A 16,554-nucleotide genomic window follows, 5' to 3' on the forward strand; every position below is an offset into this window, starting at 1 on the left:
AGCGAAAGGAATGAATATAAACATGAAAAAATTCGGATTGTTTATTCTTGGAGGTATTGCAGCAATTGTGCTTTTATCGCAGGTTGGACCACTGATTGGTTTAGCGATTAGCTTGGCCATTCTGTATTTTGCATTTAAACAGTTTATGAAGACTGACTCAACATTTGGTAAGGTACTATGGGCAGTTGTTGGGGTTATCGCTCTTATTGCGTCAGCTTCAAATGCACCTGCAATTCTAGGCGTCGTTGCAGCATACATTCTTTATGTTGTTATTAGAAACTGGAAAAAAGAAAAAAAAGAAGTCGTATCTGAATCAACTGACCCATTCACTAACTTTGAAAGACAATGGGCTGAATTGAACAAACGTTAATTTTTCGAAATAAGATTATTCATTAAAAAGGAGAATGATACAAATGGCAAACCTATTAACTCGTATAAAGGACACAATTTTAGCAGATTTTCATGGCGTGTTAGATGAAAAAGAAAAGAAAAACCCAATCGCGTTGCTTAACCAGTATCTACGTCAATGTGAGGCAGAGGTTGAGAAGGTCCGCAAGCTTGTTGAGCGTCAACACTCTCTAAAGGATCAATTTGCAAGAGAACATCGCGAAGCAGAGGATCTTGCTGAAAAGCGTAAACACCAAGCGGGTGTAGCGCACAAAGCTGGAGAAACAGAATTATATGAGTTTGCAGTTCAAGAACAAGTGTCATATGAAGAACGTGCGGCTAAGTTACAGGAAGCGTTAAAAAATACGGCTACAGAACTTATCGGACTTGAGAAAAAGTATGAGGAAATGAAGCATAAGCTTAAAGATATGCATATTAAGCGTATGGAATTAATGGGCCGTGAGAACATTGCACGTGCTAATCATCGCATGAACCAAGTGCTAGATACAAATGCATATACAAATAAAGCTTCAAGAACGTTTGAAGAAATGGAATCATATCTTGATCGTCTCGAACATCAAGTAAATTCCTCATACCATCGCAACACAATTGATGCGAGAATTGCACTGCTTGAAAAAGAAGTGAAAAATGAAGAAACACATTCAATTTCATAGTGAAAACATGGTATTCTAAGAAGGCGTAGACAATCTACGTCTTCTTAGCCCCTATACCTTACGGGCGATAATCAATGCATTCAATGAAAATGAAGGGAGGATCCGGACATGTTAAATAAAATCAAATCAGACAATCTTAATGCATTTTTTCTTCTTGGAATCATTTTATTAATCATTGAAGTTACGTTTTTTAATGGCGGAGTCCTTTTCTCTTTTGTGATATCGTTTGGATGTATTTATATTGGCCGTAAAAAGTTGCCGCGAACATTTGGCAAAATCCTGTTTTGGTTTGGATGGATTAGTTTAGCTTTTACCATTTTAAATATGATGACAGTAAAGTTTTTGATTCTTGCCGTTCTTATTTATTTACTAATTCAATTTTTACAATCTAAGAAAAAACCACATTATATTAAACCTGAGATAAAAGAATCGGAAAAAACATCAAAACAAGAACCAATTCTTAGACGTCAGCCATTGTTTCAAAACATCGTGTTGGGTCAACAAAAAACACCAGAGTATGTATATGAATGGAACGATGTGAACATTCAGTCAGGAATTGGCGATACGATTATTGATTTAAGCTATACGGTTTTACCTAAAGGTGAATCAGTTATTTTTATTCGAAATATGATTGGGAATGTTCAAATCTTTGTCCCGTATGAGGTTGAAGTGAAGGTACATCATTCCGTCCTTTATGGAGCGACAACGATCTTTGAAAATCAGGACGCTAAAACGGTGAACCAAACACTTCATTATCAGACTGAACAATATGATCACACCGAACCCAAGCTTAAGATAGTCACTTCAATTGGAGTGGGAGACCTTGAGGTGAAGCGAGCATGAGTACCGTAAAAAAACAAATCATTGTTGGTATTTGTGTCTCGGTGTTTCTATTTGTATTGGCTCATGTCATTGCATTCATGGCCTTTCCTTTAGCCAATTGGGCCGCACTTTGGCAAACAAAGCTAATGGATTTACCGTATATTATTTTAACCTTAAGTCTGAGCTTAATTGCTGGGCTTGTTTTTGGGATATTGTCAGGGTATTTATGGAGAAAACAGCTACTTTCTGTCTCTAACGCGATTTATCAAATGGAACAGGGAAGGTTCATTTCTGACATCCCAGTTAACCAAACAGCTGAATTCAACACTATTTGGGAGCGGATTAAAAAGCTACAAACTCATATCGCTGAGCAAACGAAACTTTCCCAAAAACTTGCAAATGAAAAGGCTGAGGATCAGGAAAAACGAATTCAACAAATTGTTTCCGATGAGCGTAATCGGTTAGCGAGAGAACTCCATGATTCCGTTAGCCAGCAGCTCTTTGCTGCGTCGATGATGATGTCCGCTATTAATGAGTCTAAGCCGCGAACAGATGAACGTGAGGCAAAACAGTTTAAGCTTGTTGAGGAAATGATTCATCAATCACAACTAGAAATGCGCGCACTCTTACTCCATTTACGTCCAGTTGCATTAAAAGGAAAGACACTCCAAGAAGGAATTCAGGAGCTCTTAGTTGAATTATCACAAAAGGTACCCGTAACAATTGAAACAAAGATTGAGGACTTTCAAATTGATAAAGGGGTCGAGGACCACTTATTTCGCATTCTTCAAGAGTCAGTTTCAAACACCCTCCGCCACGCAAAAGCAAATCAGTTAGAAGTCCTGCTAATTAAAAGGGATGAGTTTGTCATTCTACGAATCGTTGATGATGGAATTGGATTTGACGTGGAACAAGCGAAGACTGGTTCCTATGGGCTTCAGAATATGTATGAACGTGCAGTGGAAATAGGCGGTACAATGCGGACCGTTAGTCTTAAAGACAAAGGAACACGGATTGAAGTAAAAGTACCAGTGTTAGAGGGTGGAGAAAATGATTAAAGTATTATTTGTCGATGATCATGAAATGGTAAGAATAGGAGTTTCCTCCTATCTATCTGCACAGCCAGATATTGAAGTCGTTGGTGAAGCAGATGACGGAAAAATAGCGGTTGATTTAGCACTAGAGCTTCGACCTGACATTATATTAATGGACCTCGTAATGAAGGAAATGGATGGTATTGAGGCAACAAGAAGAATCATTGAGATCTGGCCTGAAGCAAAAATCATCATCGTCACAAGCTTTATTGATGATGAAAAGGTATATCCTGCTTTAGAAGCGGGTGCAACGAGCTACATGTTAAAAACATCGAAGGCGAGTGAAATCGCTGAAGCCGTCCGTAAAACCTATCATGGGCAGTCAGTTTTAGAGCCAGAAGTTACGGGGAAAATGATGGTTCGAATGAGACAAAAGGAAAAACAGCTTCCACATGAAGAATTGACAAATCGTGAAATGGAAATACTGCTTCTAATAGCGGATGGTAAAACGAATCAAGAGATCGCAGACGAACTTTTTATTGCGCTAAAAACGGTAAAAGTACATGTTAGTAATATATTAAGTAAGTTAGAGGTACAAGATCGAACACAAGCGGTCATATACGCATTCAAACATTCTCTTGTAAAATAAATATTCTTTCGACAAAAAACGCAGATTCCTTTCTGTGTTTTTATTTTTGTATTAAAATAAAAGAACGATTTTTATCCAACGGGCACAAGGACCTACACGGCAATTACCATATTTTATGTGATATAGGAAGATTTTTATACCTAATTTACTATTTAGTTTGTAGGACAGATGGTTTATAATTGAAAAGTCGATATTTGACGAATTTCGTCTGTGACTTTTGTACCTTTTTTGTAATATAAAAAGGATTATTGCATATATATCTAGAAATATAAGAGAAAATGGAGAAAAAGTGATGCAGAAAATGAATAAAAGATCGGTATTATTATATGAGGAAAAAAGAACTGCTGTTTGGTTTAGCCTTTTATTCCTAATAATAATGGCAGGGTATGATTTGTTTTATTATTTTATATATCCTAGTTATGTATCAAATGTACCATTCGGATTTCCTAATAAGTTTGGTTATGTTTTATACTTTATTATTGCACTTTTAATACCATTAATTTTTTATAATAATAATAAAGATAAACAGTATTTAACAAAATACTATTTCTTTTTTACGTATGCGTTGTTAAGTTTTATAAATGATTTAGTAACTTATTGGGATGAACCTGATTTATTCTCTAATGGAAATGCAGTTGAGCTTTTCCTAGTTTTATTTTCTCCTATTTTTGTAAATAAAAAATATTTCTGGGTAGTTTCTATAGGATTAACCGTTAAATATCTTTTGATTGGTGCAATACTTGGAACAACATTAGTGGCTCTTCCGATTGTTTTAACTATAGTACTGGCGATGGTGGCATATATACTACTTACTAGATTTTACGGATATGTAAATGCGCTAAGTACTGCCTATGACCAACAAATGGAAGGTATCGTAAAAGGTGTAATTGCTGCCTTAGAATTAAAAGACCCTTATACAAGAGGTCATAGTGAGCGAGTTGCTAAATACGCAATGGTGCTAGCTAAAGAGGTAGGGACATATACACAGGATGAATTAAAGTCTTTTAACTATGCTTGTTTGCTGCACGATATCGGTAAGGTCAATATTCCTGATTCTATACTAATGAAGCCCGCGAAATTAACAAATGAAGAGTATGAAATAATAAAAACACATCCAGTCGTTGGAGAAGAAGCAGTAAAAAACGTGGAAGGTCTTGGTTCAAGTTTAAATATTATTAGATCACATCACGAAAGATGGGATGGAAAAGGATATCCTGACCAGCTTAAAGGAAACGATATCCCGTTAAATGCCCGAATTACAGCAATTGCGGATGCATTTGACGCTATGACATCATCACGCTCATATAGAGGTGCACTACCTGTTGAAGAGGCTTATAATCGAATTCTTCAAGGTGAAGGCACTCAATTTGATCCAAATCTAGTAGCTATCTTTAAAAAGGTTTATCCACTATGGATTGAGATACAGAAAGAGTCATAATCTATCAAAGTAGGAGGTGACGAAATGTTAATTAAAAAACTAAAAAGGATAAAAGCGACATGCTGGTGGTGTGCTTGGTTACCAGGTGGCCGTCCATAATATATATTTTCGAAAGGGTGCTTATAAATAAACTAAAGCATCCTTTTATTATGAAGAAAAGTAGGTGTGAAGATTGCAATTAACTGCTGAATCTATTTTATGTTTACACGAGTTAATGATACGTAAAGATAATAAGAATTATATTATCGAAGATTTAGTAACTCATGAATTTTATGAAATGCCAGTAGTATGTATTGATGCAATAGAGTTGATTAACAACGGTTTATCGCTTGGTGAAATAGAACACCTACTCATCGAAAAATATCCAGATGAAGAGATTGATTTGCTTGATTTTGGCCAACAATTGCTGGATTTAGATTTAGTAGAAATGGTAGATGGAGCAAAAGTAAGTGTAGAAAAGACACGTAATCATGAAGACTTAGGACTTAAATGGATATCACCGAAACTTGGGAAGATTTTCTTTAATCGGTTTACTCGTTTTTTCTATCCATTATTTTTGTTAGTGAATCTCTTTCTATTTGTGAAAGATCCCGATCTTTTTCCTCGTTATCAGGATTTATTTGTCTTTGATACAATGATGTTTAATATACTTTTGTATGCCGGAGTTTCAATGGTGTTAATCTTTATACATGAATGTGGACATATTTTGGCTATCCGCTCGTTTAATCTCCCAACACGATTACAAATTGGCAATCGATTGTTTTTCATCGTATTCGAAACGGACCTAACCCAAGGCTGGAAGCTTTCTTCAAAGGATCGAAACCTATTATTTTTAGCAGGAATATATTTTGATAGTTTCATACTATTAGTTACACTACTCCTAAAAGTAACTAACGTATTTTCAAATGAGATTATGAATGGAATTATTGGTTTGATTGCTTTCGATATTGTGATTCGAATCATCTATCAATGCTGTATTTATATGAAAACAGATCTTTATTATGTTTTTGAAAATAGCACGGGGAATTATAATCTGATGGAAAGTGGAATGGAATTTATAAAAGGACTATTTAATAGTAAACAAAAAACATCAGATAACAGAATTATTGTCTTCTATTCCTTTTTCTTTTTGATAGGAATTTTGTTGACCTTCTCTATGTTTGGTTTTTACTATTTACCTCAATTAGTATATATTATGATAAATGTGCTCCCTGGGTTTACTGAGTCAGTATCATCATTAAAATTTTGGGATGCTTTCGTTTTCAGTGCGCAGATGTTGATTTTCCTTTTATTTCTTTCTTACTCATTATTTAAAAAATTTGAAAATAAGAGAGAGTATAGGACTATATACTCAGGTGAAGAAAATAATATATAATGAAAAAGCATAATCATTTAACTAAGTGAGGATAGATATGTCTTATCTAAAACATAACTCTCTTCTTTTGCATGAAGAGAAGAAGGCGCTACGTTTATATTTAATATTGTTTTATAGCATTTTCGTGCTATATGATTTCTTCTATTATTTTATATACCCTATATTTATTCAAGCAAAGATTGGCCTTCCTACCGATTTTGCATATGCAGCCTATATATTAGTAATTGTCCTTATTCCAGTCTCATTTTATTTAAAGAAAATAGGTAAGCTGCATTTGATTAAATACTTTTATGTGTTGTCTTATCTTTTAGTCACTGGAATTGATGATGTAATCACTTATTGGGGAAGTAATGCAGAGTTTAAGAGTGGAAATGCAGCTGAAATAGCCTTTTTGCTATTCTCTCCTATCTTCATAAATAAGAGATTCTTCCTGACAGTTTCCATTGCGATTACAATGAAATATGGATTGATTGGTCTATTATTAGGAAATGGTATTGTAATGGCAATAATTTTACTGATTGGTATGTTTGCACTTATTGCCTATATCCTCCTAACCCGTTTCTACTCGTATATTGAAGCACTGTCGGAAACGCATGAGGAGCTTCGCAAGAAGGAGAAGCTTGCGTTTGTAGGGCAGATGGCGACGACGGTTGGACATGAGATTCGTAATCCGTTGGCGTCCTTAAAAGGGTTTACCCAACTTCAGCGGGAAAAACATAAAGAAGATGAAGTGCAATATATGATCATGGAGCAGGAAATTGATCGAATTAATTCAATCCTTAATGATTTACTGGTTATCGGCAAACCAAGGCAAATTAATGTTACGAAATGTAATCTAAAGGAACTTCTTGAATATGTCCTTTCGATTATTGAGCAATCTGAGAACGCGAGGAATGTTGCCATTGATCTGAGAATGGATGAGATTGTTCTGGATATCGATTGTGATGAGAAACAAATGAAACAGGTTTTCTTAAATCTCATTAAAAATGGTTTTGAGTCCATGCCAGAGGGCGGTAAGCTAACGATTAATGGCAGCCAAACCGCCAATAATATGGTGTCAATTCTCATTAGTGATGAGGGCTGTGGAATTCCTGAGGATGTACAAGAAAAGCTGTTCGAACCATTTTTTACAACAAAGGATTATGGAACGGGTTTAGGCTTAATGGTGTCTAAAAAAATCATCGAAGACCATCATGGGAAAATTAGTATCAATAGTAAACCTGCAAAAGGAACAAAGGTAGAGATTATATTACCAATTACGCAATAAAAAAGTCGACCCTGGGAGTCGGCTTTTGTTTTTACCTATAAAAATTTATCCATTTTTCAAAGATTAAGATAATTTTGCTAAGAAATCGATTTGATAAACTTTCTTTGGCCTACCACGTAATTTTTTTTGCTTTTTATAAGAAACTTCAGCTACTCCCTTTTCCTCAAGCTTTTGTAAGATACGGTTTGCAGCTCTTTGAGAGATTCCAAAATGAATGGCAAGGTCATCTGAAACAATTTCATTTGTTTGAAGTTTCTCCATAACGGCCATTATTTTTTGTATATTTAATGCAGACATGCCTATTTGACTACTAAATTTCTCAATCTGAATGTTCATTTGATTTGGAATCTGTAAACATGTCTCATCACCAAGAGGTCCAATTAATTGTTCATCTTCAGTCATTATATAGGACGTCCCGCGATCGATTCTTCTTTCTTTGTTTGCATGATCAGCATTGAGACGAGCCTCTTGCAACGAATTGCCAATTCCCCAACCAATATCTATTTCGAAAGGTAATGTTTGTTTAAGATAGGACAATAGTGAACATTGTGTAAACTCATTTGTAATGTCTCTCAATGCCTTATAGTTTGTAATGACCTCAAAATTAAGGAAGTTTCTCTGGATAATAAAGCCGAGTTGATTTTTACTATTGTAATCTAACAGTGCTTGATTCAACAATAACATTTTCCGTTCTAGGTCATGATTCATATCAGGGCTTATTGTTATTTGTGAAATGGCAATATTACCGATAGCTACTTGATTTTCAGTTAAACGCAACATTTTAATTTGATTAAGAAAATCATTCACTTTTTTAATCATTGATTCTAAGGAAGGATAAACAATCACATGTTTGATGCCGTTTTCAGTTAATTTTTTTGAAATACTACTAACCCTCGTAAAAGAAAGATCGATTTTGCCAGCTTCAAATAAGCTTACATGCTGTTGAAATACGTCATCATATACGGTCTCTGTGTCAAATGACTCAATATCCTTATTATGAAAATAGGGAAACTCTTCTTCTTCCAACCATTCTTTTAATCCTAGAAAATTATTTTGCTCAAAAATAAAATCAATCAATGTTCTTGAAATATCAAAATTCTTTTCTTTTAAAATCGTTTTACATAATGTTTTATAAAAATCACTTTCGTTTAAATCAAAGTAAATGGTAGGTTTTTCAAAGTACATTAATTCCTTTTTTATATAAAAATAGGGGACTTGACCACTAAAGATGATGCCATCCATAAATAGGGCGTTTTTTTCATACATTTCTTTAATTTCATTAAAGTTTTCGTATGGAAGAAACGTAAATTGACATTGATTTTCAAAAAAGTTTTCTAACTCTAGAATCCACGTTAATGAATTTTTTGCAGTGATGATTCCTATTTGAAACATCTATTAACTCCTTGTTTTTTCTTTTATTATACTATAGCAAAAATAGACATTATAGAAAATAGTCAGAATCTTACATTGTAATTATTTATTTTTTTTATTATGATAGAAACTATATTAGGAAGTGGACAAAAGGTGTCCGAAAATAAACCAAAATAAAAGAGGTGATGTGATGGCTCAACCAACAGTTGAAACTCAGAACAATCAAAATCAAAAAGGATATATGCGAATATTGAATTTTATTGAAGTGTTAGGTAACAAATTGCCGCATCCATTCATGTTATTCGTATATTTAGCGGGATTTATGATTCTGTTTTCCTGGGTCGTAAGTCTATTTGATGTAACTGTTATCCATCCGGGATCTGGAGAAGAACTGGAAATTAAAAGCTTAATATCTGGTGAAGGTTTACAGTTTATGTTAACCACAATGTTGGATAACTTTACTGGCTTCAAACCATTAGGACTTGTTTTAACAATGATGCTAGGGATAGGGTTAGCTCAGAAGGTTGGATTACTTGAGAGTGCGATTAAACAATCTATCATGAAAGCGCATAAATCCATTATTACCTATGCAGTGTTTTTTGTAGCGATTATGGGTAATATTGCATCTGATGCTGCATTTGTTATCATTCCTCCACTTGCAGCTGTAATTTTCCATACAATGGGTAGACACCCGATTGCTGGTTTAGCTGCTGGATTTGCGGGTGCTGGGATTGGTTTTACGGCAAACATTCTAATTGCTGGAACTGACGCACTCCTTTCTGGAATTTCCACAGAGGTAGCAAAAACAATAGATCCAAATGTAGTAGTTACTCCTGTTGATAACTGGTTTTTCATGAGTGCTTCTGTATTTGTTCTTACCGTAGTTGGGGTATTCGTCAACGATAAAATAGTTGAACCAAGGCTTGGAAAATATGAAGGGGGCGCGGTTAGCGAGAAATCAAAAGAAGTTGATCCGCTAGAAAAGAAGGCACTTAGAAATACATTGATTGCTGCACTTATTTATATTGGGGCTATTGTAACTCTGATCTATATGCCTAATTCCCCGTTAACAAATGAAGAGGGAGGATTAATTCCTTCTCCATTCCTAAGTGGGATCATTCCGATTATTTTCCTTTTCTTTGTTGTCGTCGGTATAACTTTTGGGGTAACAATGAAGAAAATCAAAAGCACGTCTGATGTACCAAAGTATATGACTGAGGCCATTACAGAAATGGCTCCTTATATCGTACTCGTATTTGCGATTGGACAATTTATTGCGTATTTTAACTGGAGTAATCTTGCAACATGGATTGCTGTTAATAGTGCAGAATTCTTAAGTGCTGCAAATATTTCGGGCTTAGCTGTCATTATTGGTTTTGTCATCTTAACAGCATTACTTAGTCTATTTGTAACGAGTGGCTCAGCATTATGGGCACTCGAAGCGCCAATTTTCGTTCCAATGATGATGCTAATGAACTATCATCCAGCTTTTGTTCAGGTTGCTTATCGTATTGGTGAATCATCAACTAATATGCTAACACCACTTAACCCATATATTGCGATTATCCTCGCTTTTATGAATGAATATGATAAAAAAGCTGGAATTGGTACATTGATGGCACTGATGATTCCTTACTCAATTGCATTTTTAGCAATCTGGATTGTCATGCTACTCGTATTTGGCCTATTTGGTATTCCAATTGGACCAGGAATTCAAATGTACATGAATTAATTTATTTTTATAAAAGTTGTAGATTACTTGTTCTAGGAGGAGGGATTAAAGCCCTTCTCCTATAAACATTTCAACGTCTAAAAGGGGTGACCGCGATGTCAAGAAATTTTTCACAAATGGTAGAAGAGATTTATCCATCAATGGTTGAATGGAGACGAGATTTTCATAAATACGCTGAATCTGGCTGGGTCGAATTTCGAACTGCTTCAATCGTTGCTTCAAAATTATCAGAATGGGGTTATGAGGTTAAGGTTGGTAAAGAAGTAGTCGATCATAATTCTCGAATGGGTGTACCACCGCAATCAGTACTTGAAATGCATGAAAAAAGAGCATTAGAGCAAGGAGCAAAAGAAGAGTGGATCCCATATTTATCTGGTGGATATACAGGTGTAGTGGGTGTTTTAGACACAGGAAAACCAGGACCAACTGTTGGACTACGATTTGATATGGACGCACTAGATATTCAGGAATCTAATGCAGAAGATCATTTCCCTGTTAGCCAAGAATTCCAATCTATTAATTCTGGGATGATGCATTCTTGTGGACATGATGCGCATACTTCAATTGGTCTAGGAATTGCCAAGCTTTTAACAGGAATGAAAGAGGAGTTAACTGGAAAAATTAAACTCATTTTTCAACCGGCTGAAGAAGGTGTACGTGGTGCGAAATCCATGGTAGAAGCAGGAGTCGTCGATGATGTTGATCTATTTATTGCAGCACATGTTGGTACAGGAGTTCCATTAGGTGAGGTTATTTGTGGTTCTAATGGATTTTTATCAACGACGAAATTAAATGTTGAGTTTTCTGGAAAAGCTGCACATGCTGGGGCAAAACCAGAAGAAGGAAAAAATGCTCTACTTGCTGCTGCTTCTGCGGTTCTTGGCTTACAAAGTATCCCTCGTCATAGTGGTGGCGCATCGAGAGTAAATGTAGGGGTACTTCAAGCTGGTAGTGGAAGAAATATTATCCCTCAACATGCTCATTTGAAGGTTGAAACTCGTGGAATCAATACAGAAGTTAATGAGTTTATGTTAGAAAGCGCAAAAAATGTACTGAATGGCGCTGCTTCCATGTACGGAGTGGATGTTGAATATGACATCGTTGGCGAAGCCCGTACAAGTGATTCAAGTGAAGAATTAATCGAATTTATGCATGATAGCATCGGGAATGTGACAGGCGTACATTCGATCGTAAAGGAGTCTTCTTTTGCTGCAGGTTCAGAAGATGCTACCTATATGATGGCTAGAGTGAAAGAAAACGGTGGATTTGCAACCTATAGCATTCTAGGAACTACTTTAGCAGCTGGCCATCATAATGAAAAGTTCGATATCGATGAAACAGTCATGAAAATTGGAGTAGAATCATTTCTACACATCTTAACATCAGTTAAAAATCGACAATGGGGGTAAGTGAAAATTGAACTTTGTTGAAAAAATAAACGACTATATAGAGGCAAAAAGAGACACATATATCAAAATTAGCGATCAAATTTGGGACTTGGCTGAAACTAGATTTGAAGAGCATCAGTCTGCAGACGTTTTATGTCAGGCGCTTGAGAATGAAGGTTTTAAGGTTGAACGTGGAGTAGGTGGAGTTAAGACAGCATTTACTGGTACTTTTGGAAGTGGAAAGCCGGTTATTGGGATTTTAGGAGAATATGATGCACTTTCAGGTATGAGTCAAAAAGCAGGTTCTACCACATATGAACCTCTCGAAGAAAAAGGGAACGGTCACGGTTGTGGACATAATTTGCTAGGAACTGCTCCATTAGCAGCGGTTATTGCCGTGAAGCAATATATGGAGGAAAACAATTTATCTGGTACCATTAAATATTATGGATGCCCTGGTGAAGAAGGTGGTTCAGGAAAAACATTCATGGCAAGAGAAGGTGCGTTCGATGATATTGATTGTGCCCTTACATGGCATCCACATTCAACGAGCGGAGTATTTACGCTATCAACTCTAGCAAACTATCAAGTTTATTTTACATTCAAAGGAGTAGCTTCTCATGCTGCAAACTCTCCACATCTAGGTAGAAGTGCATTAGATGCGGTTGAACTAATGAATGTAGGTGTCAATTATTTACGTGAACACATTATACCAGAGGCACGGGTTCATTATTCCATTACCAATACAGGAGGATTTTCTCCGAATGTAGTCCAAAGTGAAGCACAAGTTCTCTATTTAATTCGAGCACCTCATATGAAGGATGTAAGAAGTATATATGAACGTGTTGTAAATATTGCGAAAGGTGCAGCCTTGATGACGGAAACAAAAGTCGAGGTCACTTTCGATAAAGCGTGCTCAAACTATATTCCAAATAATGCACTAGGGCAAGTGTTACATAATCATTTGGAGAATGTAGGTCTTGCGGAATATAATGAAGAAGAAATGAGTTATGCGGAAGAAATTAGAAAGCAAATTTCAGATGATGATGTTAGCAATGCCCTTAATGAAATGAAAAAAGTTGCGGGATCAAAGGCCAATTTAATTACAAGAGACTTTGCAACAAAAACTTTCAACGACCTTGTTGTCCCTTATGAAGAATCGAATGGTATCTTGTTTGGTTCATCAGATGTTGGGGATGTAAGTTGGATTGTGCCAACAGCACAATTCTTTGGGGAATGCTTTGTAATGGGAACACCACTCCATTCATGGCAGTTAGTTTCCCAAGGCAGAACATCTATTGCTCATAAAGGAATGCTTCAAGCAGGTAAGGTGTTAGCTAATACAGCATTAGATTTATTCCTTCGTCCTGAGGTAATTGAAGATGCAAAAGTTGAATTGGAAGAAAAATTAGATGGAAATCCATATGAATGCCCTATTCCAAAAGGGGTGGAGCCATCACCATTAGCATAATAAGGAAGACACAAAAGTAGGCGCATGATTCATTCATGCGCCTACACTGTTTTGATCGCTTATTTTACTTGTGCTTCAGATTCCTTAATGTCTTTATTTTGATGCCACATTTTAATATGAGTTAGTATCGTAAATGCAAAGAAGAAATTCATTGCTAGCACGCTAACGAGTAGATGTAAATCTCCAAAATAAATGCCAGTATACCCTTTTAATTTAATTACAATAAAGCCTTCAAAAAGTAATAAAAAGAAACTTAAAAAAGCGGCAATCCCTGTCCGAATCATCATTAGCTCCCCCTTATGTATTCTAAAATCTATTTTTATTTTTCAGTAATTGTGGATAATTTGTGAACTTACTTAAAATTATACACTACTCTGTACTAATACGTAAGATGAAAGCGCTAAAAATTATATAGCAAACATTTATTCTCAGGTAAGGTGTTGCGAGCAAAGTTAATAATGTATATTCCATAAAAGGAAAATATAGGTTGCCCTCATTAACGGTGTATACTATAATCAAGAATACGTCTTTTATATATTGAATCAGAAAACTTTGTTCTTTTGAGATTACTTACCATGGATTATCGGCTGATTCATGGTTTTTTCTTTTTGATAAGTGGAGGTGGTTTGATGATGGAGGAGAAACATCCAGACTTCGATGAGGAAACAGAACGGTTGGATTTTACGAAAAAGTACATGGATATTGTCATTCAGGCATCAGAGTCAACTGAGGAGAACTTTCGTGAAAATTTAAAGGGAGCCCTGGATGGTGTTGATTTCAAAGACAGTAGCTTGAGTTATCTTAATATGTTAACGAATTCAACCTTACTAAGAAGAACGCATGAAGAGGTGCGAAATCTGAAGAGAAACCGCAACAAGCCATACTTCGCGAGAATTAATTTTAATCGGGAAGAAACGGGAAAAGAGGAGGTTCTCTACTTCGGGAAGGTCTCTCTCTTTGATAAGGAAACCCAACAGCCAATTATTGTGGATTGGCGCTCACCTGTAGCTAACCTCTATTATGACGGCCGCCTAGGGGATGTCTCATATGAGGCAGAGGGGGAGGAGTTTAAAGGGTACTTAGCTTTAAAGCGACAGTTCATCATTGAGGATGGGGCGCTCGCGGAAATTCGGGATGTTGATTTAACAACTACCGATGAGCTTCTGCAAAAGTCGTTGTCTGAAAGTGCAAGTAACCGCTTAACTGATATTGTCTCAACTATTCAGGAGGAGCAGAACAGTATCATTCGTGCGGATCTGAACAAACCAATCATTGTCCAAGGAGCTGCAGGAAGTGGAAAAACAACTATTGCCCTACACCGCATCTCTTATTTTATTTACACCTATGCAGAGTATTTTTCTCCTGACCAGTTGATGATTCTGGCACCGAATCGCCTTTTTATTGATTATATTTCTGAGGTGCTTCCAGAATTAGGTGTTGATCACATCCAGCAGACAACGTTTGTAGATTTTGTGAAAAAATGCCTTGGAAAACCGATTAAGCTCACGAAAGCAGATGAGAAGCTACTCGGATTCATCCATGATGAATATAACAATCCCGAAATGATTAAATGGATCTCAGCATTTAAAGGTTCCCTTGAGTACCGGGATATGCTGGAGCATTATGTGGAGGATATTTTAAGCTCCTTGCTACCGAAAGAGGACTTCTTTGTATCAAAGTTTCGGCTATATAAGGCGAGAGATATTCATCATTTAATGACCTATGAATATCGCTATCTTCCATATTATAAGCGGATTGAAAAAGTGAAAAAGGTGCTTCAAAACACGGTCCGGTTGGAAAAGAAAAAAATGCTTCATAAAGTGACAAAGTTTTATGATGATAAGCTTGATAACGTGTTATTCAAAACGCAAATTGACCCGGAAAAGCGCCGTCGTTATGTGACAAAAGCGCTGGATAAAAAAGCGGAGCTTATTGAAGAAATCACAAAGCAATCCCGCACGGCAGTTAATACCTATATTAAAAAGCTTCCACATCACGATGTATTCTACTATTTTCAGAGGTTTGTGACTGAATTATTTCCAACCTATGCGTCAGGGATTCTGACCGATGAGCAAATACAATTCTTTATGGACTATCAAAAACAACTAAAAAAATCATATGAGCTTGAGGATTTAGCTGGACTATTGTATTTGAAGGCAAAGCTTTATGGGGTGAAAAAGGAGCTGAAGGCCCGCAATGTTGTCATTGATGAGGCGCAAGATTATAGCTATTTTCAGCTAGCTGCCTTAAAAACAGCACTTGAAACCGACATGTTTACAATTGTAGGGGATATAGCCCAAGGAATTCACTCTTACCGAGGCATTAACAACTGGGCAACAGTTAGGGATAACATCTTTCCAAGGGCAACCTATAAGACCCTACAAAAAAGCTATCGGACCACCATTGAAATTATGAATGCAGCAAACCAATTACTTGATCTACTGCATCTAAATCTACCTATGGTTGAGCCAGTTGTCCGCCGTGGTGATAAGCCTGTTTTTCATCAAATTAGTGGGTTTGAGAAGGAAACCGTTCTCTCCATAACTGAGGTAATTAACACTCTTTATGATGATAATATGAAAACAGTCGCGATCATCGGCAAGACCAATAAAGAGTGCCAAAAACTAGCGAAAGCCTTCAAAAAATATAGTGATCTTCCCGTGCAGCTTTTAAAAGAAAATGAGGAAATTAATAAGCAAGAGGTCGTCATTGTTAGTTCGAATCTGTCAAAAGGCTTGGAATTTGACGCGGTGCTGGTCTATTCGAACGAGGAAGTATTCGATAATAATGAAATAGACATCAAGCTTCTTTACGTATCCATGACCCGTCCATTGCACCGGCTTCACTTTTTCGGAACGGATCTTACGAATTTTTTGCTGGATAAAGTGGATGAGGAGTTATATCAAATAGAATAAAGAACCAGGGGGACGGTTCCCCTGGTTCCCG

Annotated in this window: 14 protein-coding genes; 12 read left to right on the plus strand and 2 right to left on the minus strand. The window is 36.2% G+C overall.

The genetic code is table 11. From position 1 onward, the window contains the following. The first annotated feature begins 22 nt into the window (after positions 1 to 22). The 8 genes from CKJ95_RS21165 to CKJ95_RS21200 all read left to right on the plus strand — a co-directional run bounded on the left by CKJ95_RS21165 (position 23) and on the right by CKJ95_RS21200 (position 7,646). A complete protein-coding gene (locus CKJ95_RS21165) occupies positions 23 to 370 on the plus strand; it encodes a lmo0954 family membrane protein (protein WP_099355526.1) in 348 nt (115 codons plus the stop codon). A 43-nt stretch (positions 371 to 413) separates the two neighbouring features. Beyond that, entirely contained in the window at positions 414 to 1,061 is a 648-nt protein-coding gene (locus tag CKJ95_RS21170) for a PspA/IM30 family protein (protein WP_099355450.1), read from the plus strand. A 108-nt stretch (positions 1,062 to 1,169) separates the two neighbouring features. Next, entirely contained in the window at positions 1,170 to 1,904 is a 735-nt protein-coding gene (gene liaF / locus CKJ95_RS21175) for a cell wall-active antibiotics response protein LiaF (RefSeq protein WP_099355451.1), read from the plus strand. Next, positions 1,901 to 2,941, plus strand: a complete 1,041-nt coding sequence (locus tag CKJ95_RS21180) for a sensor histidine kinase (RefSeq protein WP_099355452.1) — start codon at positions 1,901 to 1,903, stop codon at positions 2,939 to 2,941. The genes liaF and CKJ95_RS21180 overlap by 4 nt, the downstream gene beginning before the upstream one ends. Then, the gene (locus CKJ95_RS21185) at positions 2,934 to 3,566 is read left to right on the plus strand and encodes a response regulator (RefSeq protein WP_099355453.1); all 633 of its coding nucleotides are present in this window, start codon (positions 2,934 to 2,936) and stop codon (positions 3,564 to 3,566) included. The genes CKJ95_RS21180 and CKJ95_RS21185 overlap by 8 nt, the downstream gene beginning before the upstream one ends. A gap of 292 nt (positions 3,567 to 3,858) precedes the next feature. Then, positions 3,859 to 5,004, plus strand: a complete 1,146-nt coding sequence (locus CKJ95_RS21190) for an HD-GYP domain-containing protein (RefSeq protein ID WP_099355454.1) — start codon at positions 3,859 to 3,861, stop codon at positions 5,002 to 5,004. A 172-nt stretch (positions 5,005 to 5,176) separates the two neighbouring features. Next, on the plus strand, positions 5,177 to 6,379 hold the full coding sequence (locus CKJ95_RS21195; RefSeq protein ID WP_099355455.1) for a hypothetical protein: 1,203 nt from the start codon (positions 5,177 to 5,179) through the stop codon (positions 6,377 to 6,379). Between the two features lie 37 nt (positions 6,380 to 6,416). Then, positions 6,417 to 7,646: an ATP-binding protein gene (locus CKJ95_RS21200; RefSeq protein WP_099355456.1), complete on the plus strand. Its 1,230-nt coding sequence runs from the start codon at positions 6,417 to 6,419 to the stop codon at positions 7,644 to 7,646. A 63-nt stretch (positions 7,647 to 7,709) separates the two neighbouring features. Here the strand turns inward: CKJ95_RS21200 and CKJ95_RS21205 are convergent, their stop codons facing one another. Then, positions 7,710 to 9,038 carry a hypothetical protein gene (locus tag CKJ95_RS21205; RefSeq protein WP_099355457.1) on the minus strand — a complete coding sequence of 443 codons (1,329 nt, stop codon included), beginning with the start codon at positions 9,036 to 9,038 and terminating at the stop codon, positions 7,710 to 7,712. Between the two features lie 169 nt (positions 9,039 to 9,207). Between CKJ95_RS21205 and CKJ95_RS21210 the strand changes: the two genes are divergently transcribed. The 3 genes from CKJ95_RS21210 (at position 9,208) to CKJ95_RS21220 (ending at position 13,608) form a co-directional block, all read left to right on the plus strand. Next, positions 9,208 to 10,749 (plus strand): AbgT family transporter, encoded by a 1,542-nt coding sequence (locus tag CKJ95_RS21210; protein ID WP_099355458.1) that lies wholly within the window; start codon positions 9,208 to 9,210, stop codon positions 10,747 to 10,749. A gap of 95 nt (positions 10,750 to 10,844) precedes the next feature. Then, positions 10,845 to 12,158: an amidohydrolase gene (locus CKJ95_RS21215; RefSeq protein ID WP_099355459.1), complete on the plus strand. Its 1,314-nt coding sequence runs from the start codon at positions 10,845 to 10,847 to the stop codon at positions 12,156 to 12,158. Positions 12,159 to 12,165: 7 nt separating this feature from the next. After that, positions 12,166 to 13,608: a M20 family metallopeptidase gene (locus CKJ95_RS21220; protein ID WP_099355460.1), complete on the plus strand. Its 1,443-nt coding sequence runs from the start codon at positions 12,166 to 12,168 to the stop codon at positions 13,606 to 13,608. Between the two features lie 59 nt (positions 13,609 to 13,667). Here the strand turns inward: CKJ95_RS21220 and CKJ95_RS21225 are convergent, their stop codons facing one another. Beyond that, the gene (locus tag CKJ95_RS21225) at positions 13,668 to 13,892 is read right to left on the minus strand and encodes a hypothetical protein (RefSeq protein WP_099355461.1); all 225 of its coding nucleotides are present in this window, start codon (positions 13,890 to 13,892) and stop codon (positions 13,668 to 13,670) included. A 345-nt stretch (positions 13,893 to 14,237) separates the two neighbouring features. On the opposite strand from CKJ95_RS21225, the gene helD reads away from it, so the two are divergent. Next, the gene (helD, locus tag CKJ95_RS21230; protein WP_306475374.1) at positions 14,238 to 16,523 is read left to right on the plus strand and encodes an RNA polymerase recycling motor HelD; all 2,286 of its coding nucleotides are present in this window, start codon (positions 14,238 to 14,240) and stop codon (positions 16,521 to 16,523) included. The last annotated feature ends 31 nt before the right edge of the window (positions 16,524 to 16,554 follow it).

This window comes from Fredinandcohnia onubensis (genome assembly GCF_002734285.1).
Classification (GTDB): Bacteria; Bacillota; Bacilli; order Bacillales; family Bacillaceae_L; genus Ferdinandcohnia; species Ferdinandcohnia onubensis_A.